The 25012-nt window shown below is 43.4% G+C and carries 20 protein-coding genes and 6 tRNA genes; 4 read left to right on the top strand and 22 right to left on the bottom strand.

Annotated elements, in window-relative coordinates; all coding sequences use genetic code 11:
• Positions 1-40: 40 nt before the first annotated feature.
• The 6 genes from PGW42_RS08555 to PGW42_RS08530 form a co-directional block, all read right to left on the bottom strand.
• Positions 41-529 (bottom strand): deoxycytidylate deaminase, encoded by a 489-nt coding sequence (locus PGW42_RS08555; protein ID WP_008375533.1) that lies wholly within the window; start codon positions 527-529, stop codon positions 41-43.
• A gap of 11 nt (positions 530-540) precedes the next feature.
• Complete coding sequence (gene upp, locus PGW42_RS08550) at positions 541-1170, bottom strand: uracil phosphoribosyltransferase (RefSeq protein ID WP_022220333.1); 630 nt, start codon at positions 1168-1170, stop codon at positions 541-543.
• Complete coding sequence (locus PGW42_RS08545) at positions 1152-2690, bottom strand: L-threonylcarbamoyladenylate synthase (RefSeq protein ID WP_270203224.1); 1539 nt, start codon at positions 2688-2690, stop codon at positions 1152-1154. The genes upp and PGW42_RS08545 overlap by 19 nt, the downstream gene beginning before the upstream one ends.
• Before the next feature lie 38 nt (positions 2691-2728).
• On the bottom strand, positions 2729-3472 hold the full coding sequence (locus tag PGW42_RS08540) for an N-acetylmuramoyl-L-alanine amidase family protein (protein ID WP_243034401.1): 744 nt from the start codon (positions 3470-3472) through the stop codon (positions 2729-2731).
• Positions 3473-3547: 75 nt separating this feature from the next.
• Positions 3548-5407, bottom strand: a complete 1860-nt coding sequence (locus PGW42_RS08535) for a glycosyl hydrolase family 18 protein (RefSeq protein WP_117559099.1) — start codon at positions 5405-5407, stop codon at positions 3548-3550.
• A 174-nt stretch (positions 5408-5581) separates the two neighbouring features.
• Positions 5582-5815 (bottom strand): hypothetical protein, encoded by a 234-nt coding sequence (locus tag PGW42_RS08530; protein ID WP_117559053.1) that lies wholly within the window; start codon positions 5813-5815, stop codon positions 5582-5584.
• A 386-nt stretch (positions 5816-6201) separates the two neighbouring features.
• On the opposite strand from PGW42_RS08530, the gene PGW42_RS08525 reads away from it, so the two are divergent.
• Entirely contained in the window at positions 6202-6996 is a 795-nt protein-coding gene (locus tag PGW42_RS08525) for an adaptor protein MecA (RefSeq protein ID WP_008375545.1), read from the top strand.
• Positions 6997-7095: 99 nt separating this feature from the next.
• Here the strand turns inward: PGW42_RS08525 and PGW42_RS08520 are convergent, their stop codons facing one another.
• Positions 7096-7305 carry a DUF1858 domain-containing protein gene (locus PGW42_RS08520; RefSeq protein ID WP_270203218.1) on the bottom strand — a complete coding sequence of 70 codons (210 nt, stop codon included), beginning with the start codon at positions 7303-7305 and terminating at the stop codon, positions 7096-7098.
• 233 nt (positions 7306-7538) lie between these two features.
• Positions 7539-8459, bottom strand: a complete 921-nt coding sequence (locus PGW42_RS08515) for a C40 family peptidase (RefSeq protein ID WP_270203219.1) — start codon at positions 8457-8459, stop codon at positions 7539-7541.
• A 315-nt stretch (positions 8460-8774) separates the two neighbouring features.
• Between PGW42_RS08515 and PGW42_RS08510 the strand changes: the two genes are divergently transcribed.
• Together PGW42_RS08510 and PGW42_RS08505 are read left to right on the top strand one after the other, a co-directional pair.
• Entirely contained in the window at positions 8775-9164 is a 390-nt protein-coding gene (locus tag PGW42_RS08510) for a Fur family transcriptional regulator (protein ID WP_117559496.1), read from the top strand.
• Between the two features lie 155 nt (positions 9165-9319).
• Complete coding sequence (locus tag PGW42_RS08505; RefSeq protein ID WP_008375550.1) at positions 9320-9865, top strand: NADH peroxidase; 546 nt, start codon at positions 9320-9322, stop codon at positions 9863-9865.
• 141 nt (positions 9866-10006) lie between these two features.
• On the opposite strand, the gene PGW42_RS08500 is transcribed toward PGW42_RS08505, so the two are convergent.
• Positions 10007-11602, bottom strand: a complete 1596-nt coding sequence (locus PGW42_RS08500) for a DEAD/DEAH box helicase (RefSeq protein ID WP_270203220.1) — start codon at positions 11600-11602, stop codon at positions 10007-10009.
• 329 nt (positions 11603-11931) lie between these two features.
• On the opposite strand from PGW42_RS08500, the gene trhA reads away from it, so the two are divergent.
• Positions 11932-12585: a PAQR family membrane homeostasis protein TrhA gene (gene trhA, locus PGW42_RS08495; RefSeq protein WP_117824587.1), complete on the top strand. Its 654-nt coding sequence runs from the start codon at positions 11932-11934 to the stop codon at positions 12583-12585.
• 115 nt (positions 12586-12700) lie between these two features.
• On the opposite strand, the gene PGW42_RS08490 is transcribed toward trhA, so the two are convergent.
• From PGW42_RS08490 to PGW42_RS08430, 13 genes are all read right to left on the bottom strand, one after another.
• On the bottom strand, positions 12701-12958 hold the full coding sequence (locus tag PGW42_RS08490) for a GIY-YIG nuclease family protein (protein ID WP_173689179.1): 258 nt from the start codon (positions 12956-12958) through the stop codon (positions 12701-12703).
• Positions 12959-13003: 45 nt separating this feature from the next.
• A complete protein-coding gene (locus PGW42_RS08485; RefSeq protein WP_270203221.1) occupies positions 13004-13780 on the bottom strand; it encodes a M23 family metallopeptidase in 777 nt (258 codons plus the stop codon).
• 43 nt (positions 13781-13823) lie between these two features.
• Positions 13824-14723, bottom strand: coding sequence for a SpoIID/LytB domain-containing protein (locus PGW42_RS08480; RefSeq protein WP_270203222.1), 900 nt, complete (start codon positions 14721-14723; stop codon positions 13824-13826).
• Between the two features lie 42 nt (positions 14724-14765).
• Positions 14766-17234, bottom strand: a complete 2469-nt coding sequence (locus PGW42_RS08475) for a glycogen/starch/alpha-glucan phosphorylase (RefSeq protein ID WP_008375560.1) — start codon at positions 17232-17234, stop codon at positions 14766-14768.
• Between the two features lie 38 nt (positions 17235-17272).
• Positions 17273-20434: an isoleucine--tRNA ligase gene (gene ileS / locus PGW42_RS08470; RefSeq protein ID WP_118219792.1), complete on the bottom strand. Its 3162-nt coding sequence runs from the start codon at positions 20432-20434 to the stop codon at positions 17273-17275.
• 465 nt (positions 20435-20899) lie between these two features.
• Positions 20900-22363: a D-alanyl-D-alanine carboxypeptidase family protein gene (locus PGW42_RS08465; RefSeq protein ID WP_117824582.1), complete on the bottom strand. Its 1464-nt coding sequence runs from the start codon at positions 22361-22363 to the stop codon at positions 20900-20902.
• A 27-nt stretch (positions 22364-22390) separates the two neighbouring features.
• Complete coding sequence (locus PGW42_RS08460; RefSeq protein ID WP_270203223.1) at positions 22391-24103, bottom strand: ABC-ATPase domain-containing protein; 1713 nt, start codon at positions 24101-24103, stop codon at positions 22391-22393.
• A gap of 207 nt (positions 24104-24310) precedes the next feature.
• Positions 24311-24383: transfer RNA gene (locus PGW42_RS08455), tRNA-Lys, on the bottom strand.
• Between the two features lie 34 nt (positions 24384-24417).
• Positions 24418-24490 (bottom strand) — tRNA-Phe (locus PGW42_RS08450).
• A gap of 19 nt (positions 24491-24509) precedes the next feature.
• Positions 24510-24583: transfer RNA gene (locus PGW42_RS08445), tRNA-Met, on the bottom strand.
• 39 nt (positions 24584-24622) lie between these two features.
• Positions 24623-24704, bottom strand: a tRNA-Tyr gene (locus PGW42_RS08440).
• 55 nt (positions 24705-24759) lie between these two features.
• Positions 24760-24832, bottom strand: a tRNA-Thr gene (locus PGW42_RS08435).
• Between the two features lie 7 nt (positions 24833-24839).
• Positions 24840-24912 (bottom strand) — tRNA-Val (locus PGW42_RS08430).
• Positions 24913-25012 lie beyond the last annotated feature (100 nt).

The following is a 25012-nucleotide window of genomic DNA, read 5'->3' as shown; positions in this document are numbered from 1 at the left end:
TGTCTGCACTTCGCAGTCCAATGGCACTTCCACATATCTTTTATAATTCAATTTCCACTTTTCGCCCGGTCCGGTGATACTGATGGTATCGCACCCCGGCACAGTCAAACATCATTTTAGATGCTTTTACAGAAGTTGTATCTGCATACTTGTCTGAATCATAGATTACTTCTTTGATTCCACTCTGAATGATCGCTTTTGCGCATTCATTGCACGGAAAAAGCGATACATAAAGTTTGGCTCCTTCAAGACTTCCTCCACTGTAATTCAAGATTGCATTCAGTTCACTGTGTACGGTGTATACATACTTTGTCTTCAGCGGATCCTCACCTTCCCGTTCCCACGGAAATTCATCATCCGAACAGCCTCGTGGCAGACCGTTGTATCCCATTGACAGAATTTTGTTATCTGCACTTACGATACAGCATCCCACCTGGGTATTCGGATCTTTTGACCGTCTTCCCGAGAGAATGGCAACTCCCATAAAATATTCATCCCAGGAAATATAATCCTGTCTTTTTCCACTCATGATCGTTTCCTCTATTTTGTTCCGAAAATACGGTCTCCGGCATCTCCGAGCCCCGGAACAATATATCCATGTTCATTTAACTTTTCATCCAATGCTCCAATATACACTTCAACATCCGGATGAGCTTCCTGAAGCTTCTTTACTCCTTCCGGTGCTGCAATAATACACATAAAACGGATATTTTTTACGCCTCTGTTCTTCAGCATCTGGATCGCTGCGATACAGGATCCTCCCGTAGCAAGCATCGGATCTACTACAAATACTTCTCTTTCTTCACAGTCAGCCGGAAGTTTGCAGTAGTATTCTACCGGTTCAAGAGTTTCCGGATCACGAAACAAACCGATATGACCTACTTTTGCAGCCGGAATCATCGCAAGCATACCTTCTACCATTCCAAGTCCTGCTCTCAGGATCGGAACAACAGCAAGCTTCTTTCCTGCAAGCTCTTTTGCTGTCATCTTGCAGATCGGTGTCTGGATCTCGACATCCTGTAATTTCAGATCTCTGGTTGCCTCATAGCACATCAGCATTGCGATCTCACCGATCATCATTCTGAAATCCTTTGAACCTGTTTCCTCTCTTCTGATAATCCCGATTTTGTGCTGAATCAGCGGATGATCCATTACGTGTACATTTGACATTTGTTTTTTGCCTCCTCGTTTAACTTATTGGCAAGTTTTTTGACATACCCCTGGATCAGCTCATACATCTGCTCATACTGTTCCTGTGTCTGACCATATACAGACGGAATCTCTTTGCTTCCATTTACAAATTCACATAGTGTATAAACCTGTCCTTTTCCCGGATAATCATTCTGTATCTTTTGTTTGATACTGTCCTGCATTGCCAGAACAAGCGTATCTTCCCCAAATTTCTCTTCTGATAATGCAACAGTCTCATATCCTTCTGTCTCAATATGATGTCTCGCCAGAAGTTCTTCTGCTCTCGGATTCAGTGGCTCCGGGAAGAGAACCACAAGTCCCCTCGCACACACCTCGTATTCCTGGAAAAGCGGCTGCTTTTTCAGAATTGCTGCTGCGATCGGAGCACGACAGTTCGCGCTGTTGCTCACAAATACGATCCTGCGGTAATCCTGAAGCTTCGTGATCTCAGATGCCTGCAGTACATGATGTCCTGCTGCTTTGCCCAGCCGGTTCATGATCGCAGTTCCGATACCTGCCTCCGGAAATGCTTCACTGTAAATGTAATCAACTTCCTCTTCATCAAATTCACGTAGGACTTTATAAAGGTTTCTCGCAACCGTCTTTTCATTCACACGGGAACCTATGCATTTTACTACACCGGTCGTATACTGATCAACCGATTCATTAGACGCAATGATCCCCACCTTATATCCAAGTCTTACCTGCTCGTAAGCAATCTGCTTGATCGCCCGAACAGTCTCTTCAGGCTCTCCGTCGACAATGATCATCTCTGCCTTCGGCGCGTAGTGACGGTACTTCATTCCCGGTGCTTTCGGTGCTTTTGTGCTGTTCTCTGAAATCAAAGTTTCATCCACAGCCACCTCACCGATCACTTCACTTAACATCTCTTTTGTGATCGCTCCCGGTCTCAGGATCATCGGTGGAGTCACCGTCATATCCAGAATCGTAGACTCTACTCCGATATCTACACTTCCTCCATCCAGGATCATCTCGATCTTGCCACTTAAATCCTCTGCCACATGCTGTGCTGTCGTCGGGCTCGGTCTTCCGGATGTGTTGGCACTTGGTGCTGATACATATCCGCCTCCTGCAAGGATCAGTTCACGGGCAATCTCATCATCCGGCATACGCACAGCGACCGTTTCCAGACCACCGGTTGTTCCTAGCGGAACTTTTTCGTTCTTATTGAAAATCATCGTAAGTGGCCCTGGCCAGAAATGTGCCGCGATCTCATCTACAATAAGTGGTACAGATTCAACGATCGCACCCAGATCCTCCAGTCTCGCAATATGGACGATAAGCGGGTTGTCTGACGGGCGTCCTTTTGCTGCATAGGTCTTTTTCGCTGCCTCCTCATCAAGCGCATTTGCCCCCAGTCCGTAGACTGTCTCTGTCGGAAATGCCACCAGACCGCCGTTCTTCAGGATTGAACCGGCTTCTTCCATAATCACCTGATCTATTTGGTTTCTGTCTATTTTTTTTATTATTGTTTCCATGTGTTTCATTATAGCATTATCCACATGGCATGGCAATTTTAATTTCCATACTCGTTCAGGTATTCCAGACATTTTGCGATTCCTTTGGCAACAGCTTCTGCAACCTGCTCCTGATATTCTTCTCCCGACAATTTTTCTGCCTCTTCCGGATTAGTCAGAAAACCGCATTCCACGATCACCGTAGGCACTTTTGTCCGCCTAAGAAGATAATAGGTCTCATTTGCTTTTGCCTGCCTGTGATTTTCCGGATCAATCTCCTGCAAACTTTCCTGCAGGATCTTCGCAACAGCCTCTCCTTCCCGGGAATGGCTGTAATAAAACACCTGCGCTCCATGAATTTCCGGGTCTTCATAGCTGTTCTGATGGATACTCACTGTAAGGACAGGTTTCGTCTCGTTGATCATCTTCACTCTTGCCTGCATATCTTCTGTCTTTTTACTTCCGTCTCCTGTTGTTACAAGCCCTTTATCCTCTTTTCTTGTAAGCTCTGCTGTTATCTTTTCCTTTTCCAGACATTTTTTCACTTTCTCAGTAATCGCCAGATTGATATCCTTTTCCAGAAGGTTATTCAGCCCGATTTTTCCCGGATCACTTCCCCCGTGTCCGGCATCCAGGATTACCTGAGCCTGCTTTGCCTCCACCTGATCCGCCTCGGTATACCTGCTTAATGTATAGCTGCCATAAATACATCCCGTCAGTAAAATAAGAGCCAGAATCCACTTTATTTTGCTCTTGAAAATAGTTTTCCCCCTTTTTACCATTTCACTGATTTTTTTATTCAAAAAAAGAGCCTCCTGCATATATTTTTACAAATATATGCATGGAAAGCTCTTTTCTATACCTTTCTCATTATGTAATCAGTTTACATATTTCTGAATCAAATCCCAGATATCGGAAGTCTCAAATCCAAGTTTCCATGCCGCCGTTCCTGCCAGATTATTGTCCTTCATAAGTCCGAGTTTGACTTCAAGTGAAGAAGCATCCTCCAGCCAGATCCTGTAGGTTGAATCGTTATCTCCCTGCCACTCTGCATAGTTCTGCTTCGCCGTATCATCCCATGTCACAGTTGCTCCGGCTTCGCTTACCCGCTGTGCCGCTTCTTCCATGCCAAGTGCTTCGCTGGTAACTTTCATTGAATAGCTTGCAGCCTCGGTTCCCTGATCTTCCGCACGCTCTTCGTCCGTCTTCGGTGTCTCATTCCACAGCCTTGTATAGAATGGCACTGCATTGATCACCTTATCTGCCGGTACATCCCGCAGGGTTTCTTCAATTCCCTCTTTTACATAATTGTAAGATGCCACAGAACCTGCTTCATAGGAACCGGCAAAATGTTCATCATATCCCATAATGATCACATAGTCTGCCATAACCCCCTGTTCTTCTCTGTGATAATGTGTGTTATAACCCTTCGGCACATAATTATCTACAGAAAGGACCAGATTGTTCACCCGGCACAGCACAGAAAGCTCCCGGATAAACTGAATGTAATGATCTCCGACATCCGTCGGTATCTGTTCAAAATCCACGTTAATTCCGTCAATTCCATTCTGAAGTGCTGCATTTACCAGCTGATTCTCCAGATTCTCCCTGCTTGAAGTATGACTGAGCAGCTCCATATCGTCTACATTCTGGTCGAAATTATCAACCAGCGCCCATACTTCCATTCCACACTGATGTGCATAATCCACATAGTCTGTACTTGCAATGGAACTGATATTTCCGGAATTATCCGTTACACTGAACCATGTAGGGGAAATCGTATTGAGTCCTTTTGTAGCTGCAAGCGCATCTTCAATCCCTTCGTTGGCAGCTTCACTTGTGACCTGATGCCATACCAGATTGATCTTGTAATCTTTCTTGATTCCTGTATAATCCGGTTCCTCAAATTCTCTTGAGATTGTCTCTTTCTTGGCATCCTTCAGCTTTGACTTCTGAATATACCCGACAATTCCGGACTTTGTACAGACTTTTTTCCAGTCACTTACATCTTCAAGAACCGTAAGCTTATCTCCCTTTTTCACTTCTTCGAGCACCGGACTTTTTACACCTCCCAGAATCCTTACCTGGGAATCATCCTTAACCTTTGCCGTCTGACGCTCTCCAAACTTACTGGTGATCACGACTCTTGCCGGATCTTTATAAACTTCGTAGTCAAAATTTGCATATTTCTGCAGGAAATCCAGTGCAATATATGCTGTATCTCCTTCTGTCTTTACAATTGTATAATCCTCACTGTTCACAGTATCTGAAACAGAATAATCCTTACTGTCTGCCGCTACCTTTACCATATCTCTCGGCAGTGTATACAAAAGTATATGCTCATTGGAATCCCAGTAGAAACGATCGCTGATATAATCCTGTACAAAGTTATAAGACAGATATGCAGTTCCGCCTTCTGTAATTGCCTGAGCATCCAGTACCTCGTTGTTGATCGTTACACCCATCTGCGACTTTGCCGTAATTCCAAAATATTTATTCAAATCATAGGTTTCTTTTGTCGGCCCATACTTTATCCAGTATATTGTTCCACCGGCAAGCCCAATGACAACTATAAAGATCACCAGCAATGCAATACACACTTTTCTGACACGGCGACGTCTTTTTCTTGCTCTTCTCCGTCTCTGATAACCTACGCCCGGATCCTCGTATCTTGCAGCAGCTTTTCTTGCTGCCGCAGCTTTGCGTCTGCGCTCTCTTTCCCTTTGCTCATTGGTCATTCTTCTTTCGTCCACATGACACCTCCTGTTTGCAGCATATTTTCACAGCTTAACTAAGCTTGTAATATGCGCACACTTTAGGTTATTATACCACATATATCTGCCATTTGTACACATCTGAAAACTATTTCCATTCCCCACAGGTCATGTCTTGGCGAGGGGGCTCTGCTTTTTTCATTCCACCTGTGAATGGTCTGTTCCTATACTGTTAAAATCCAGTTCCCGGATCATTCCCTGTTCATCCAGAATATAATCCCGCATATAATTACTTTCTTCTCTTACCATATGCGCTGACACGATCTGAAGCGGACTTGCCGGAAAGCCATTCATCTGCATCCGGACACCGCTACGCTCATAATTTGTCAGTTCCGTAAATAAATCCTGATACTTTTTCTCTTGCTCGTCCATATTTCCCCCTTGAGTCAGACAGTTTTTACGGCAAAAAGCGACCATAAGGCAACACTTGTGATATATTACTTCTCCTGTGCTTTTTCCGATGACAAGAAAATGATCACTGTCCATACTTCGGTTCAATTGTTAGGTTCTGTTGATAAATCGTCTGATATGACCTGAATGTACTTGATTCTGTACGCTGTGTGCGAAATGCGTATGATAAATTCAAGATTTGTGCGATTGACTGGTCTGTCTTATTTTCCTGTAACGCCATTATAAGAAAGAGTTTATAAAAAAGCAAGCATTTTTTATTTTTTATTTTGTTTACATCGTTCCGTTTTTTGTTTATACTATTAGTAATTGTTCAGATAGATTTTTGATTGAATAGGAAGTGATACTTTATGAAGATAGAAAAGATAAATGATAATCAGATCCGCTGCACACTTACCCGTGATGATCTCGCCCAGAGACAGTTAAAGCTCAGCGAGCTTGCTTACGGCTCCGAGAAGGCAAAGTCTTTATTCCGCGAGATGATGCAGCAGGCCGCTTCTGAATTTGGATTCGAAAGCGACAATCTGCCACTGATGATCGAAGCAATCCCGACCGCCGGTGATTCTATTGTTCTGAATATAACCAAAGTTGATGATCCGGATGAACTGGATACCCGTTTTTCCAGATTCACACCTACTCCTGCGGACGAAGCTGCTGATAAGCACAAATCCGTGCTGGAACATCTGAAAAAGCTTGACGGAGCCGAAGATTTTCTCGACATTCTCCGCCAGATGAAAGAAGCTGTATCCCAGCTCCCGGAGAACCCGGAAGCACTTGCCGATACTCCGGTCCAGGAACAGGCTCCTGCTTCAGAAGCCAAAGAAGCAGCTCCTGCTGAACCTTCTGTTCCACCGGTCCGGCTTTTCTCTTTCTCAAGACTTGACAGTGTGATTCATGCCAGTCATTTTTTAGCTGAGATGTATGATGGTCCGAACACACTTTACAAGGATGAAGCAGAGAACATGTACATCCTGACACTTGCACAGGGAGAGCATCCGTCTTCTGATTTTAACCGTATCTGTAATATGCTCTCCGAGTATGGTTCACCGGAACAGGGTGGTGGTATATCACTCGCATTTCTGGAAGAACACTGTGATATGATCCTTGCCAAAAACGCAATACAGACTCTGACTTCATTTAAATAACAGACAAATCCACAATTTTTAACTTGGCGAAAAAAGACGGGGACGGCAGATTAATGATCTGTCGTCCCCGTTAAATTATATCTTTTATTTATTCACGGTCTATGCTTCAGCTGCTAAGAGTGCGTTGATCTTTGCGATAAGAAGATCTGCATCAATTCCATGAACCATTGCTGCTTCTTCAAGAGACTCACCCTGTGAAGCCGGGCATCCAAGACAATGCATTCCAACTTCCATAAGAATCGGTGCTGTCTGTGGAGCTACCTGAAGTAATTCGCCAATTGTCATTGTTTTTGTTACTTCGACTGCCATCTTTCTTCCTCCTTTGCTTTTCGTATCCCTTATTATAATACCATTTATCCCAAAAAACAACCTTAATATCCGACTGTATTGCTCGGATATTAAGGGTTCTTTGCTTTTGTAAAATATTTTCCCCCGTTTTCCACAAAAAACGTATGTTTTTATGTGGACAATGTGGATAACCCACAAATATTCAGCATTTTCACATTTTTCAAATGCCTGCTTTCACTGGTGTTTCCAAGCTTTTACACGATTCTTCTTACTGAAAGAATTGTCGTATAAGTCGCCGGTGAAATCCCGATTCCCTGTTCCGGGTTCTGTGCATTGACGATCTGACCGTTCCCAATATAAATTCCGATGTGGCCATCATAACAGATCAGATCTCCCGGCATCGCCTGATCATAGCTTACCTCCACGCCTGCATTAATCTGGTCATACGTTGTCCGTGGAAGACTGATTCCAAAATGCGCAAATACTGATTGTACAAATCCGGAACAGTCTGCCCCATCTGTCAGACTTGTGCCGCCCCAGACATACGGATTCCCAATGAACTGGCATGCATAATCAACGATCGCCTGTCCATTTGACGCCGGTTGTGCGGAAACTTCGGTAGTCTCCGTCTGCTGTACATTCCCCTGGACTTCCTGCGTCATCTGCGCTTCTTCGGATTCCCTGGACACTGCATAGTTAAATGCTTCTGCTTCTTCTTTTCCTTCCTGCTGCGCTTCCGTTACCAGATTCTCCGCATACGTCTGCGCCTCTGCTCCTGTCAGTATATATTCTGTTTTTACATATCCGGTGACATCTCCCGATTCAACTGCCGTCCATTCTCCCACAGGACCTGTGATCTTCGCCGCGTATCCCGGATACAGCTTTCCGACATATTCACTTTCCTTCGTCGGTTCGCTTCTGACATACAGAAAACTTGTTACATTGGCAAATGCCATATCTAAATACTCACCCTTATTTTCCGGTACCAGATAATCCTCAGCTTTAATCTCCCTGTTCTGAGAATAAAGATCATTCAATACCGCTTCTATCCCTACGCCCGGCATCTTTGCAGCTTCTGCGGTGTCTCCATCTGCTGCCATAACCGAAATTCCCGGAGATACTGTCATCCCCAGAAAAGTAACTAGGAACAATCCTTTTTTTAGATTTGAATGCATAAATCTCCCTCCTTCATGTATTCTTATCTTTTGTAAATATTACAGAATTGTTACATTTGTTACGGTGATATTATATCAATCAAATTTCACATTGTCAAGTTTTCCTCAGTTATTTCGTAGTACACAGTTCTACACCGTTCTTTATACGCTTTGTTTTTTCGTCATATTTGTTACAAATTATTACATCTCGCTTAACAGTATTTCCATTTTTTATTCTTTTATTCAATATACAATTTTTTATTGACATTATAAGAATATTATTATAATATGATTTTAGTAATTATTATTATTATCTATTTGTAGGAGGTGACATCAATGGCAAGTTTAAAATACAGCAGACAGCGTGAGGCAATTAAGGATTATCTTTCCTCTGTTACAACACATCCAACAGCAGATACTGTATATATGCATATCAAAGAAGAATTTCCAAATATCAGTCTCGGAACCGTTTACCGCAATTTAAATCTGCTTGCCGACATAGGCGAGGCAATTAAAATTACAACACCCGATGGCGGCGATCGTTTTGATGCACGTACCAATCCGCATTATCATTTCTATTGCAAGTGCTGCAAGCGAATGATTGATATGGATTTTGATCACATGGATAAGATCAACCATCTCGCATCCGAAAGTTTCGACGGTCAGATTGAATCACACACCATGCTTTTCTACGGTATCTGCGGTGATTGTTTAAGAAAGTCCTGACTATGTAGTATAAATTCAGAAATTTTGAAAAAACTTATCAATTATAGTTGACAAAGAAGGATGTATATGTTATCTTAATATCAGTAACAGTTACTAATATTGCTAACTAAAAGAAATCAAATATACTATCAAAAAAAGAAAAGGAGATTATTATTATGAAGAAATTTGTTTGTACAGTATGTGGTTATGTATACGAAGGCGAAGCAGCACCGGAGAAATGTCCAGTATGTGGCGTAGGCGCTGACAAGTTCACAGAAGTAAAAGAAGGCGAAAGAGAATGGGCTGCAGAGCATGTAGTTGGAGTAGCTAAAGGCGTAAGCGAAGACATCCTTGCCGACCTCAGAGCAAACTTTGAAGGTGAATGTTCAGAAGTAGGAATGTATCTTGCAATGGCAAGAGTAGCTCACAGAGAAGGCTATCCGGAAATCGGACTTTACTGGGAAAAAGCTGCTCACGAAGAAGCAGAACACGCTGCTAAATTCGCAGAACTTCTTGGCGAAGTTGTAACAGACAGCACAAAGAAGAACCTTGAAATGAGAGTAGAAGCAGAACACGGCGCAACAGCAGGTAAATTCGACCTTGCAAAACGTGCAAAAGCTGCAAACCTCGATGCGATCCATGACACAGTTCATGAAATGGCAAGAGACGAAGCAAGACACGGAAAAGCATTCGAAGGATTACTCAAACGCTACTTTGGCTAAGCTACAAGCCGAGCAGGGATAAATAGAAGAGCCCCTGGAAGAACGAATTTATTCATTCTTCCAGGGGCTCTTCTATTTATCCCTATTAGGCGACAGCCTACAGCGAGAAGTAGCGCAGCGCATTCGAGCTGGCTCGACCTCCTATTTCTGGTTCGCCGGCTCCACAGCCACCGTCTTCCCTTTAATTTTCACATTTTTCATCGCATTCAGTACCTCACGGGCATATTCCCTCGGCACCTCAACAAATGTATACTTATCATACATATCAATCGTTCCGATCAGTTTTCCATCCATTCCGCTTTCCCCGGCGATTGCACCAAGAATATCTCCCGGACGTACTCTCAGCTTCTTTCCAATATTGATGAACAGACGTACCATTCCGTCCTCACCTGCACCGGTATCTCCAAATTCCCAGTCATTTTCCTCTGTATTTTTGTTATCCTCTGTCATTCCACAGCAGATCTTTAAAAATGCAGCCGCCATATCCATTGCTGTAAATTCAGAATTATTGACACGTTCTTCGATTGCATTGATCATCATGTCCAGATCTTCCTGCTCGATCACACGCTCCACATCATCCAGAATATTTTCCATCTTAGTATTCGCAACGTCATTCAGTGACGGAACTTTCTGTGCATAGATCTTCGTCTTGCAGTATCTCTGGATCTCTTTCAGTTTGTAAACTTCTTTTCCTGATACGAAAGAAAATGCTCTTCCTTCGCGTCCTGCGCGTCCGGTACGCCCGATACGGTGTACATAATATTCATCATCCTGCGGGAGATCATAATTAAATACTGCTTCCACTTCATCTACATCAATTCCACGGGCCGCCACATCCGTCGCTACCAGGATCTCTGTCTTACCGGTCCGAAAGCCCTGCATCACGCGGTCTCTCTGTTCCTGCTTCATATCCCCGTGAAGTCCTGCTGCAAAATATCCGCGTCCGAGAAGTGCATTTACCAGAAGATCCACCTGCTTCTTCGTATTACAGAATACAACCGAAAGCCTTGGTGAATAAATATCAAGAAGTCTGGAAAGAACTTCCTCTTTCTTCTTCGGCTTTACATCATAATAATACTGCTCAATATTCGGAACAGTCAGTTCCTTTTTTGTAACTTTGATCACTTTTGCGTTATTCTGGAATTTCTTCGTAATCTCCATGATCGGCTTCGGCATGGTTGCCGAAAAAAGCACGGTCTGGCGCTCCTCAGGAACACCACTTAATACAAATTCGATATCCTCACGGAATCCCATATTCAGCATTTCATCTGCTTCATCAAGCACAACCGTGTGTACAAAATCCAGCTTCATCGTCTTTCTGCGCATGTGGTCCATCACACGCCCCGGAGTTCCTATGACGATCTGTGTTCCACTCTTTAAGGAACGGATCTGCTTTACGATATCCTGTCCTCCGTAAATCGGCAGAACCTTGATTCCATGCATATATCTGGACAGGTTGCGGATCTCGTCTGCCACCTGGATTGCAAGCTCTCTGGTCGGGCAGAGAACGATCGCCTGCAGCTTTTTCAGCTTCGGGTCTACCTTTTCCAGAAGCGGGATTCCGAATGCTGCGGTCTTACCGGTTCCGGTCTGTGCCTGCCCGATCAGATCGATCCCGCTAATCATCGCCGGAATCGCCTTCGCCTGAATCGGTGAAGCCTCCTCAAATCCCATGTATCTTACTGCTTTCTGAATCTCTTCCGAAAGTCCCATTTCTTCAAATCTAACTGTTTCCATCCATTATCCTTTCTATTAAATACATTACCAATTACAAATATGACCTTAAACTCCATCATATAAAATCTGCCGGGGCGCATTCTCGCGCCTGCGGCGGTCGCTTGCGCCAACTTCCTTATCCGTCGCAATGCACAATAAAAAACTCCTTACTTGGTGACAATACAAGTAAAGAGCATCGTAACATTCGCGTTATATTCTAACAAATAATTTTTAAAAAGTCAATTTTCACTTGCATTTTATGCATAAACGGTATAATATACTCATATACTTAATGTAGTATTGATTACTACGTGTAATGGTTTTAATTATTCATCTCTAAGGAGGGATTTATGATGAAAAAGAAACATATTAAAGATCCAGGAAGTGCAATCACACATTTTATCGGCATGCTGATGGCAATTTTTGCCGCATTTCCACTTTTAATAAAAGCAGCCCACGAACCGAGCCGGATTTACCTGATCTCGCTTGCAATCTATGCAGTCAGCCTGATTCTTTTATACGCCGCAAGCACAACCTATCATACCTTTGATCTTTCCGAACGTGTCAACACGATCCTGAAAAAGATCGACCATATGATGATCTTCGTACTGATCGCCGGAAGCTACACACCGATCTGCCTGCTGGTACTGGAACGCAGAACCGGACTTATCATGCTCGCACTTGTATGGGGTATTGCAATCACCGGAATTATTATTAAAGGGTTCTGGGTATTCTGCCCGAAATGGGTATCCTCCGTCCTCTACATTAGTATGGGATGGATCTGTGTCCTCGCATTCAGTCAGATCCTCAACAATCTGACACGTACAGAATTCGGATGGCTTCTCGCCGGCGGAATCATTTACACAATCGGCGGTGTGATCTATGCACTGAAGCTTCCGATTTTCAACAGTAAGCATAAGAATTTCGGCAGCCACGAAATCTTCCACCTCTTCGTGATGGGCGGAAGTGCATGCCACTTTGTTGTAATGTATTCTTTATTGTAAACCTTGCATCCTCGAAAAATCCAGAAATCTCGCCCCACTAAAGCTGCGAAAGTAATTTTTTATTCTGCACAAAATGCCAACAGGAGAAGCTAATCTGCTTCTCCTGTTTCATGCCTTACTGCCCCGTCTCTTTATAGTTCATCACCAGTCCAAGCTTCGCCCTCCGCGTCATATGCTTGATCGCATACTCCCGCCGCATCGCCTCTTCCTTCGTCTCAAACTGTTCCAGATACACCAGCTCTACCGGTCTCCGGGATCTGGTGTATTTTGCGCCTTTCCCGGCATTATGCGCTTCCAGACGCTTCTCAATATCATTCGTCCACCCGGTGTATAATGTTTCATCCTTGCATTTTAAAATATATGTATAATTCATCGCTTCAAAGAGGGACTAAAAAGCCCCTCTTCCTTTCTTCTGCTCTTATTCTTCAGCCAGATAGTCCATCGGATTGACCGGCTGACCATCTTTTAACATCTCGAAATACAGATTGCAGCCTTCCAGACTGTAATACTTGGTCGGAATCTCCAGATATCCGATCACATTTCCCGCTTCCAGATAATCACCGACTTTCACCTGCACTTCTTTGAGCTGTCCATACACGCACTCGTAGCCATTTCCCATATCCAGTGTCACCGTGATTCCCGTCTGCGCAAAGGTATCAATGGATTTGACAATACCTGGTGCTGCTGCGATCACGTTATCGTTCACCGCACCGGATATGATCATCGCCGGATTATATCGGTACTGGTCCAATGTAGAAAAATATACGGTTTTATCCATACTGTAGCTCATCAGCACATTGCCGTCCACCGGCCACAGAAGCTGGCTGTCCTCCCCGAAATTCAGGTTCATTGCCGTTCCTGCGGTCTGCGTGCTGTCCGTTTCCCAAGTATCCATCCGGTTCTCTGTACTTCCATCTGCTGCCGTATTTGCAGCCTGGCTGTCCTCTTTTGTCACAGGCTCTTCATCTTCCAGCGCTTTCTTTGCAATACTGCTTGTCTCTTCCGCATTTCTTTTGATTTCTTCCTCTTTCGCCTGCTGTTCTTCCTCGATCTTTGCCTGCTCATCCTTCACATTTGCCCGGTAATTTCTCCATGTATAGGCTCCTGTAAGCACAATAGCAGCGGCAAAGCAGACCGCAAGACCGATCGACGCTCTTTTTCTCCTCTTATTAGAGGACTGCTGCTTTTTATTCATATTTTATCACCTCTGACAATATTTTTGCCAGAAAATGACCAACTTATTCTCCCTTTTCGTTTTTTTCGATCACAATATCCGTGACCTCTTCCAGACTGACATCAGTGAAAAAATATTGCAGGATTTCTTCACAGGTTTTCCCTTCCTCTGCCATCTTCTCTGCCGTGTACTGGCTCATCCCAAGACCGTGCCCGATTCCCTTCGCCGTAACCCTTGTCTGCCCGTCATAATCCTGAAGCGCAAAACATGACGAGGCAAGATGGTAGGTTCTCCGGAATTCTTCACCATTTACTGTTTCACTGCCACAACGGACCTCTGTCACATACCCGGCACTGTCTGTTCCTGTCACTTCCATGTCGCTTCCCTGGATCATGGACACTGTCATCTCCTCTTTTGCCTCCACATCTTCGGGACATTCCCTGCTCTGAAGATACGGATACTCTTCCGAACCAAACACTTCATTTCCAGACCTTGTTTTTCCGTTGCTTAACCGGTGATACGGGGTCAGAATCAGCTTTCCGTCATACATCAGAACCTGTCCCCTCGTCTCATCCCACGCAGCTTTCATCTTCTCATAATATTCTCCATAATGATCTGCTCCCCAGTTGCTCTCCATCTGCTGCCTGGTCCAGTATTCCTTCGTCAGGACAGTGCTGGTGCCCTCATCCTGGATGCTTTTGTAAATGCTGGTCCGGATCAACACTGCCTGTGCCTTTAACGCTTCCTCCTCCGCATCTCCCTCAATTTCTTTAGCCAGAATCCCGATCCCATATTCATCCAGTGAAATTTTTCTGCTCTTTTCGTCACTTTTTACGGTCACATACGGGCTCGTCCCATTGTCCTGCGCCAAACTGCTTCTGCCATTCAGCAGAATCGTAACCACATACGGAAGTAATATAAGAATGGCAGCAAAATAGCCTGCCTGTCTGAAGTATTTTCGCATAAATAAAACCTCCCATACCACTGTATGAGAGGTTTTGACTGATTATGCTTCTGGTTTAACTGTAACATAATCCAGTTTCCAGATATTATCAACATATTCCTGAATGGTTCTGTCTGAAGTAAATTTACCACAGCTTGCTGTATTCAGAAGTGCCATCTTAGCCCAACGATCCGGATCTTTGTAAGCTTCTTCCACTTTCTTCTGTGCTTCTGCATAAGAGCGGAAGTCTTTCAAGATAAAGTATCTGTCCGGTCTGTCTCCACCCTGTGTATTCAGAAGTGAATTATACAGGTCGCGGAACATCTCATGGTCACCATGTGAATAAGTTCCATCCATCAACTGGTCAACGACTCTCTTAATATCCCAGTCATTGAAGTAGATCTCCTGCGGGTTATATCCGCCATTATTCTCATAGTTGATAACTTCGTCAGAACTGAGGCCAAAAATAAATGCATTTTCAATTCCAACTTCTTCTACGATCTCTACATTGGCTCCATCCATAGTTCCAAGTGTCGGTGCACCGTTCAGCATAAACTTCATGTTACCTGTTCCGGAAGCTTCTTTGGAAGCGGTAGAAATCTGTTCGCTGACATCTGCTGCCGCGAAGATCCATTCTGCGTTGGATACGCGGTAATCTTCGATAAATACGACTTTCAGCTTTCCATTGATGCTCAGGTCATTATTTACCACATCTGCTACAGAGTTGATCAGTTTGATGATCTCTTTTGCACGGACATATCCTGCGGAAGCTTTTGCACCAAAGATAAATGTTCTCGGATAGAAGGACATCTCCGGATGTTCTTTGATCTGGTTGTACAGATACATTACATGCAGAATATTAAGAAGCTGTCTCTTATATTCATGAAGACGCTTAACCTGTACATCATAAATAGATCTCGGATCGATCTCTACTCCATTGTGTTCCAGAATATATTTTGCAAGACGTTCTTTGTTCTTGTATTTGATATCCATAAATTCTGCTCTTGCCTTCGGATCATCCGCAAGCGGTTTTAATTTTGACATCTGGGACAGATCTGTGATCCAGCCGTCTCCGATGTGGTCTGTTACCCAGTCTGCAAGCAGCGGGTTTCCATGAAGAAGGAATCTTCTCTGTGTGATACCATTGGTCTTGTTGTTGAATTTCTCCGGCATCATTTCGTAGAAATCTTTTAATTCCTGATGTTTCAGAATCTCTGTATGAAGTCTTGCAACACCATTTACGGAGTAGCCTGCAATAATAGCCATATGTGCCATTCTTACCTGACCGTCCATCAGGATAGCCATCTTACGGACTTTATCTTCATTGCCCGGATACATACGGCGAACCTGTTCTACAAAACGGCGGTTAATTTCCTGTACAATCTGGTATACACGCGGAAGCAGTCTTGAGAACAGGTCGATCGGCCATTTTTCAAGTGCTTCTGACATGATCGTATGGTTGGTGTAAGCAACCGTCTTCGTTGTTACTTCCCATGCTTCATCCCATCCAAGACCTTCCTGGTCAATGAGCAGACGCATCAACTCTGCAACTGCTACAGTCGGGTGAGTATCGTTCATCTGGATCGTAACTTTTTCATACAGTTTGCGCACATCTTTGTGTTTCTTTTTATATTTATCAAGCATAACCTGAAGACTGGCAGATACAAAGAAATACTGCTGTTTCAGACGAAGCTCTTTTCCTGCATAGTGGTTGTCATTTGGATAAAGAACCTCGACGATCGTTTTTGCAAGGTTTTCCTGCTCGATCGCTTTATGATATTCTCCTCTGTCAAATGCATCCAGTTTAAAGTCTGTGATTGCCTGTGCATCCCAGATACGCAGTGTGTTAACTACGTGGTTGCCATATCCTACGATCGGCATATCATATGGAATAGCAAGTACGGATTCATAATTTTCCTGGATGAAATCTTCTTTCTTGGTCTGTTCATTATACTGTACACGAATGGTACCACCAAAACGGACTTCCTTTGCATACTCGTCACGACGGATTTCAAACGGATTGCCATCTTTGAGCCAGTTATCCGGTACTTCTACCTGATAGCCATCTTTGATCTTCTGTTTGAACATACCGTAGCGGTAACGGATTCCACAGCCGTAAGCTGCGTATCCAAGAGATGCAAGTGAATCCAGGAAGCAAGCTGCAAGACGTCCAAGACCACCATTACCAAGTGCCGCATCCGGTTCCTGATCTTCTACCACATTCAGATCAATGCCCATCTCATCAAGGGCTTCTTTTACTTCTTTATATGCAGTCATGTTGATCAGGTTGTTGCCAAGTGCACGTCCCATAAGAAATTCCATTGACATATAATATACGGTCTTTGGATCTTCTTTTTCGTATGTTTTCTGTGTCGCAAGCCAGTCATCTACAATTGCTTCTTTTACTGCATAAGATACTGCCTGGAAAATCTGCTGCGGAGTTGCTTCTTCAATCTCTTTACGATACAGTGTCCGCACATTTTCTTTCACATCATTTTTAAAAGTTTCTTTTTCAAATCTTTTACTGTACATGCCTATATTCCCTTCTCATTTTTGCGCAGCGGCAGGGATTATTCTCCCTGCTTTTCTACGCCCATATTTACAGCTTCACCGTTGATCTTCCAGTCTTTCACATAGCCTGCAGGTTCAGCCTTTTCAACTGCTACCGCAAGTGTCTCCTGTCCGATCTGCTCTGCATACTCTGCAAATACTTTTTCTGCCTTTTCGCTTCCGTCGTAAGTTACCTTGATCTTATCCATAACTTCAAATCCGGCTTCCTTACGCATAGTCTGGATCTTGCTGATGATCTCACGTACAAATCCTTCTGTCAGAAGTTCTTCTGTCAGGTTTGTATCCAGTACAACGGTGATACCATAGTCACTCTCAGATACATATCCTTCCATCTGTGCCATGTCGATCAGAAGGTCTTCTTTTGCAAGTTCAATTTCCTGTCCATTTACCTGAAGCTTCAGAACACCTGTCGCATTCAGTTCGTCCATAGCAGCATTTCCGTCCAAATTGCTGAGTTCATTCTTGATTCCACCTAACAATTTACCATATTTTGGTCCAACTGTCTTTAATTGTGGTTTAAATGTATAAGAAGTAAATGCACGAACATCATCTGTAAGTTCGATTTCTTTTACATTCAGCTCATCTGTCACGATATCCTGATAGAACTCTGGCAGATCGGAAGCACCTTTTACGAACATCTTTCCAATCGGCTGACGATTCTTGATGTTGGCTGTATTACGGCATGCACGTCCCATTACAACGATCTTCAGGACTTCATCCATGTTCTCTTCCAGAGTCTTATCGATATAAGCTTCATTTGCAACCGGATAATCACAAAGGTGGATACTTTCCGGAGCGCTTTCATCTACGCTTCTTACCAGGTTCTGATAAATTTCTTCGGTCATGAACGGGATCATCGGTGCTGCAACCTTTGATACAGTAACGAGTGCTGTATAAAGAGTCATGTAAGCATTGATCTTATCCTGTTCCATTCCTTTTGCCCAGAAACGTTCGCGGCTTCGTCTTACATACCAGTTACTCATATCATCTACGAAGTCCTGAAGTGCTCTTGCAGCTTCCGGAATCCGGTAATTTGCAAGATGATTATCTACTGTCTTGATCAGTGTATTCAGTTTTGATAAGAGCCATTTATCCATTACAGATAATTTGTCATATTCAAGTGCATATTTTGTTGCATCAAAATCATCAATATTGGCATACAATACGAAGAATGCATAGGTGTTCCAGAGTGTTCCCATGAACTTTCTCTGTCCTTCCATAACCGCTTTTCCATGAAAACGGTTCGGCAGCCACGGTGCACTGTTTACATAGAAATACCAGCGGATCGCATCTGCACCGTATGTTTCCAGAGCATCAAACGGATCAACCGCATTTCCTTTGGATTTACTCATCTTCTGACCATTTTCATCCTGTACATGTCCGAGAACGATTACGTTCTGGTATGGTGCTTTGTTGAAGATCAGGGTTGAAATTGCCAGCAGAGAATAGAACCATCCTCTTGTCTGGTCAACGGCTTCAGAAATGAACTGCGCCGGGAACTGCTGTTCAAATACTTCTTTATTTTCAAATGGATAGTGATGCTGTGCAAACGGCATGGATCCGCTGTCGAACCAGCAGTCGATAACTTCCGGTACACGGTGCATCTGTTTTCCACACTTCGGACACTTGATTGTTACATCATCAATATATGGACGGTGAAGCTCGATATCATCCGGGCAGTTGTCTGACATGGATTTCAGTTCTTCAATGCTTCCGATCGAGTGCTGGCATCCGCATTCGCATTCCCAGATATTCAGTGGAGTTCCCCAGTAACGGTTACGGCTGATACCCCAGTCCTGAACATTTTCAAGCCAGTCACCAAAACGGCCTTTACCAATGCTTTCCGGGATCCAGTTGATAGTATTGTTATTTGCGATCAGGTCATCTTTAACTTCTGTCATCTTGATGAACCATGATTCTCTTGCATAGTAGATCAGTGGAGTATCACATCTCCAGCAGTGTGGATAACTGTGTTCAAACTTCGGAGCATCGAAGAGCAGTCCACGAGCATCCAGATCTTTAAGTACTTCCGGATCTGCTTTCTTTACGAAAAGTCCTGCAAATGGAGTTGTTTCGCCCATATCCCCTTTCTCGTCAACGAGCTGTACGAATGGAAGGTCATATTTGCGTCCTACTTTCGCATCATCTTCACCAAATGCTGGTGCCAGATGAACAACACCAGTACCATCTGTCAGGGTTACATAATCATCACAGGTAACAAAGAATGCTTTCTTTTTCTGTTTTGCTGCGCAGTCATATGCACACTGGTAAAGCGGTTCATATTCTTTGTATTCCAGATCTTTTCCTTTGTAAGTTTCCAGAACTTCGTATGCCGGTTTGTCTTCTTCTGCAAATTTCCCAAGAATGGTGTCAAGCAGAGCGCATGCCATATAATAAGTATATCCGTCTGCACATTTTACTTTGGCGTAATCTTCTTCCGGGTTTACGCAGAGTGCGATATTAGACGGAAGAGTCCAAGGTGTGGTTGTCCATGCAAGGATGTATGCATCTTCGTCTTTCACTTTGAAACGAACGATAGCAGAACGTTCTTTGACGTCCTTATATCCCTGTGCAACTTCCTGTGCTGAAAGTGGTGTTCCACAACGTGGACAATACGGAACGATCTTAAATCCTTTGTAAAGGAGTCCCTTATCCCAGATTTTCTTCAGAGCCCACCATTCAGACTCGATAAAGTTATTATCATAAGTAACATATGGATTTTCCATATCTGCCCAGAAACCTACTGTAGAAGAGAAATCTTCCCACATTCCTTTGTATTTCCAGACACTTTCTTTACATTTATTGATAAATGGTTCTACACCATATTTTTCAATCTGATCTTTTCCATCAAGGCCGAGCAGCTTTTCTACTTCCAGCTCTACCGGCAGTCCGTGAGTATCCCATCCTGCCTTACGCGGAACCATGTAGCCCTTCATTGTACGGTATCTCGGGATCATATCTTTGATTACACGGGTAAGAACGTGTCCGATATGCGGTTTTCCATTTGCTGTCGGAGGTCCATCGTAGAAAGTATAAGTTTCTCCTTCTTTACGGTTCTCCATACTTTTCTTGAAAATATCTTCTTCATTCCAGAATTTTTCAACTTCTTTTTCTCTGTCTACAAACTTCAGGTCTGTATCCACTTTTTTGTACTTAGCCATGATAAGCTCCTTTCTGAATCAATGACTTTGTATGCATTTTTGGGTATATAGAAAAATGTGCCCCGGCACGTAGTGCCCTTAATTTTGCAAGAAGTATTTGGAATTTCCTGTAAAATTAAAAAAGGCTTTCACCCGTAAAAGGACGAAAGTCTGTACATCGTTAACCACCTGTTACTGCATACCAGCATATGAGTTTCCTGTAACGGGGGAAATAACCGTCAGAACTTACTCGCCAGATTACTTTCAGTTACTGCAACTCGGAAGTGATGTTCAGATCTACCCTACTTGCACCGGTCTTCCACCATCTCCGGTTCGCTTTACCTTTCAAATAAACCTTACTGTCTTCGTCAATGTCTTTTGATCTTTTTTCACCATTTCTAGGTTATTATAATAAAGAACCCCTTGCTTCGTCAAGGGGTTCTGCGGGATTTCGTGATTCTTTCCTTATATTTGACTGACCAGACGTTAATCTTTGTCAACTTCTCTTCTGCGCTTTCTGTTTGTTTCCACTTTCTTCTTTCTCAAGTGTTTCAGAACAGCCCTCCATACAATAATAAGAATGAGTACTGCTGCAATCACACAGATTACAAGGATTACCTCTCGTGGTATTGTACTCTGAGCCTGCTTTTGTGTTTCACTGTCTGACTTATCGCCGGACACCTGTGCTTCATTTTCTGTGTTATCCTTCTGCAGATATTCATCACTTAATGTCACAGCTGCTTTTCCGACCGGGTTGCCCTGATAAGTATAAGTTACTGTTCCGGTGCTGCTGTTCGTGTCATCCTGCGTAATTTCGTAATCCAGGCTTTGGAAATTTACATTTTCCGGAAGTACAACATATGCATTCGGATCAATTTCTTTAAAATCTGCGGAGTCTTCATAATCCGCAATCGTATATTTTGCGAAATTATTAAATCCATACTCCAATAAATTGATGGAGTCTGGGTATACATTTTTCCCATGTGTCTTCAAGACAACACTGATCAGCTCCAGATTATCATCTGCCGCACAGGATACCAACGTGTTGAGTGCTTCATCTGTATAACCGGTTTTTCCGGCTATTGTCTTTGGATAATAATAGTCGTTTCCCTCGTAAAACATCAGATCACTCTGCTGAAAGGTTCTCGCCTGATTTACCAGATTGGTTGCACCGATCGTATACTGCTGTGTCTGGGCAATCGTCTTGAATTCTTCATGATTTTCAAGCAGTTCCTGTGTAATAAGTGCCATATCACGTGCCGTCGTATAATGGTTCTGCGCATTCAGCCCATTCGGATTTTCAAAATCAGAATTTACTGCTCCCAGCTCTTTTGCGCGTTCATTCATCTTTGCAATAAAGCCATCATATCCTAAACCACCCACATTTTCAGCAATCGCATAAGCAACTTCATTTGCAGATGCCATCAGAAGTGCGTGAAGCGCATCATTTAAAGAAATTTCCTCCCCCGCGATCATTCCTATATAAGCATCCCCCTCTGCTACACAATCCACACTATTCTGTGTAATCGTGATCTTGTCATCAAGATTGCCGTTTTCCAATGCGACAAGTGCCGTTAAAATCTTTGTAATACTGGCAGGATAAGCCTTTCCGTCAATGTTTTTCGCATAAAGGATCGCACCGCTTTTTGCCTCCATGACAATCCCAGCCTCTCCGTAAGTAGCCGGTCCTTCCGGCCAGTTCTCCAGCTCATTGCTGGCAATCTTCATATCATATGCCTGCTGTGTTACTTCATCGATTTTCTGCTGCTGCAGGGCTTTAATTTCTTCTTGATTTTTTCCGGAAGTTTCTTCCTCTGTCAGATTATAATTGCTGACCGTTGTATCAATTGGTTCATTTGCTGACGTATCTTCTGCAAATGCGGTCATTCCAAGACTTCCAACCATCACTGCCACCAACGATGCACTTAAAATTTTCTTCCATCTCCTCACGGATCTTCTCCTCCAAATTCTTTAATCTTATCCGATAAATCCCCGATATCTGTTCAGGCATGCGTAAATATCCTGTTTACGGATCTGTGCCATTGATACAGAAAGATAACTTCCTTTGCAAAGGGATGCCAGACCCTGCTTCTTAATCTGACTCCAGAGCTTTTCCACACAAAGATCAACATCCTGTTCCTTCCGTTCCATTTCTTCCAGAAGATTCTCTAGGCAGTACGCTAATGCCGTTGTCTGTTCTGCATCCAGGATTTGTTCTACATATTTCAGATCCACATTTTCTCTTCCAATAGAAAATGAATCTTTACCAAACTGTTTTATCTTCACCTGATCTCTCTTCTTTTCCATTTTTCCGGCCTTTAAGCTTCTGTGATGATCTTTATCAAATAAGACAGCTACATCAACCGGAACCTTTTTCTCTCCGGTCTCACTTTTTTCACCAATCACCGTTTTCACTTTTTCTGTGATATCGTACGTTCGGTAATTATCCATCTGCAACACATGATCAGCAATGTAAAAATAAGATCCAGAACTTCCGGCCACCAGAATAATAGAAATTCCCTGCTTTTGATACAGGTTACCTGCCTGAAGAGTAAATGGTGTAATCGGTTCCTGTTCGCCGGATACGACAGCCTGCATCAGCTCATCCCTGACCATAAAGTTCGTCGCACAGGTGTCTTCATCGATCAAAAGACATTTTGCACCTGACTGTACCGCTTCTACCACATTTGCAGCCTGCGAAGTCGAACCACTGGCATCCTCTGTGGAAAAATTTACTGTATCTTTCTTATTCGGCAGATCATTGATAAACGGTGAAATATTGATATGGGATACACATCTTCCATCCTCGGCCCGGATCTTCATCGCAGTATCCGAAGTAATCACGTATTCTCTTCCATCTCCGGCGACGTGATTGTAAATTCCCTGTTCGAGTGCCTTCAGAAGTGTTGATTTCCCATGATATCCTCCACCCACGATCAAAGTAATTCCTTCCGGGATTCCCATTCCTTTTATTTTACCCCGGTGTGGAAGTTCCATCTCTACTTCCATACTTTCCGGTGCTTCAAAAGCAATTGCACCTTTCATAGGCTTCTGTGATACACCGCTTTCTCTTGGCAGTATAGAACCATTTGCCACAAATGCAATAAGTCTCCGCTTTGTCAGTTCTCTTCTTATATAATGTTGATCTTCCGCAAGTTCTATACACTTTTTCACTTCCTGCTGATTCAGGTTCTTATAATATAAAGATCTGTCAGCTATTTCCGGAAGATACTCAAACAAAATCTTCCTCAGTTCAAATGCATTGATCGTCCGTCCATTTGCCGGAAATCCAACTTCAAACCGTACCAGAAGATCTCCATCCTTAATTTCAAATGCAGTCCTGTCCAGAACCTCCTGTCCACAGCGGCTTATCCCAATCAATCCACTTTTTCCGGAACCCTTTGCCTGGAAAATAAATTTGGAAACAGCTTTTCCGAATTGTCTTGTCAGATAATCCTGAAGCGCAATTCTTCTGTGTTCTTCTTTATAATATTCTTCTGGAAATCTCGCCTGGATTTTCTTCACCTGAATACTCAGCTTTGACGGAGAAGCAAATGGATCTCCTTGTACATGATCAATATTGAGCTGGTATCCCTGAAACTGATAGCTTCCTCTCAAATCTTTGTAAGCTGGATAGCTTCTTCGATTGATACTCATCAAATTTTTTTCTAATTCTGCTGCTGATTTCATATCCTGCTCCCTCTTATCAAATTCTATGATGTTGGAGTCAAGAGGTCAAAAATCCTCTTGCAGGCAAGCTTGCTTCGGCTTTCTGACCTTTTGACCCTGGTATCATTCTATTTTACTAGCAAAAATTTACTTGGTGCATATTAAATTTTCTATAAAACGAAAAAAGATGTAAACCCAATTTATACAGGATTTACATCTTCTAAATCATGAAGCATCGGGGATTCGAACCCCGGACAACTTGATTAAAAGTCAAGTGCTCTACCACCTGAGCTAATGCTCCATCTGTTATACAGCTTGCCTTCTTTCGAAGACAATGCCCAGAACCGGAATCGAACCAGTGACACGAGGATTTTCAGTCCTCTGCTCTACCGACTGAGCTATCTGGGCATACACACTAATGTGTGAGTTGCGGGAGCAGGATTTGAACCTACGACCTTCGGGTTATGAGCCCGACGAGCTACCAGACTGCTCCATCCCGCGATGATATCTCATTATAGCACATTTTTTCTAAATATGCAATGGGCGGAGGTGGATTCGAACCACCGAAGCAAATTGCAGCAGATTTACAGTCTGTCCCCTTTGGCCACTCGGGAATCCACCCATATGAAGTTTTACTGTCTTCCAACAGACATCATTCAGATTAACTGTCTGATGCAAGCCGATGATCGGACTCGAACCGATAACCTGCTGATTACAAATCAGCTGCTCTGCCAATTGAGCCACATCGGCATATCAATGGGACCAATAGGGCTCGAACCTATGACCCTCTGCTTGTAAGGCAGATGCTCTCCCAGCTGAGCTATGATCCCATGATAATTTAATTAAGCAATCAACACTAAGTGTTTCCTGCAAGCGACCCGAATGGGACTCGAACCCACGACCTCCGCCGTGACAGGGCGGCGCTCTAAC

Source organism: Coprococcus sp. TM115-187, from assembly GCF_027679115.1.
GTDB lineage: Bacteria > Bacillota > Clostridia > Lachnospirales > Lachnospiraceae > Allocoprococcus > Allocoprococcus comes.
The sequence above is the reverse complement of the archived record's forward strand: the minus strand, read 5'-3'. Positions and strand labels throughout refer to the sequence as shown.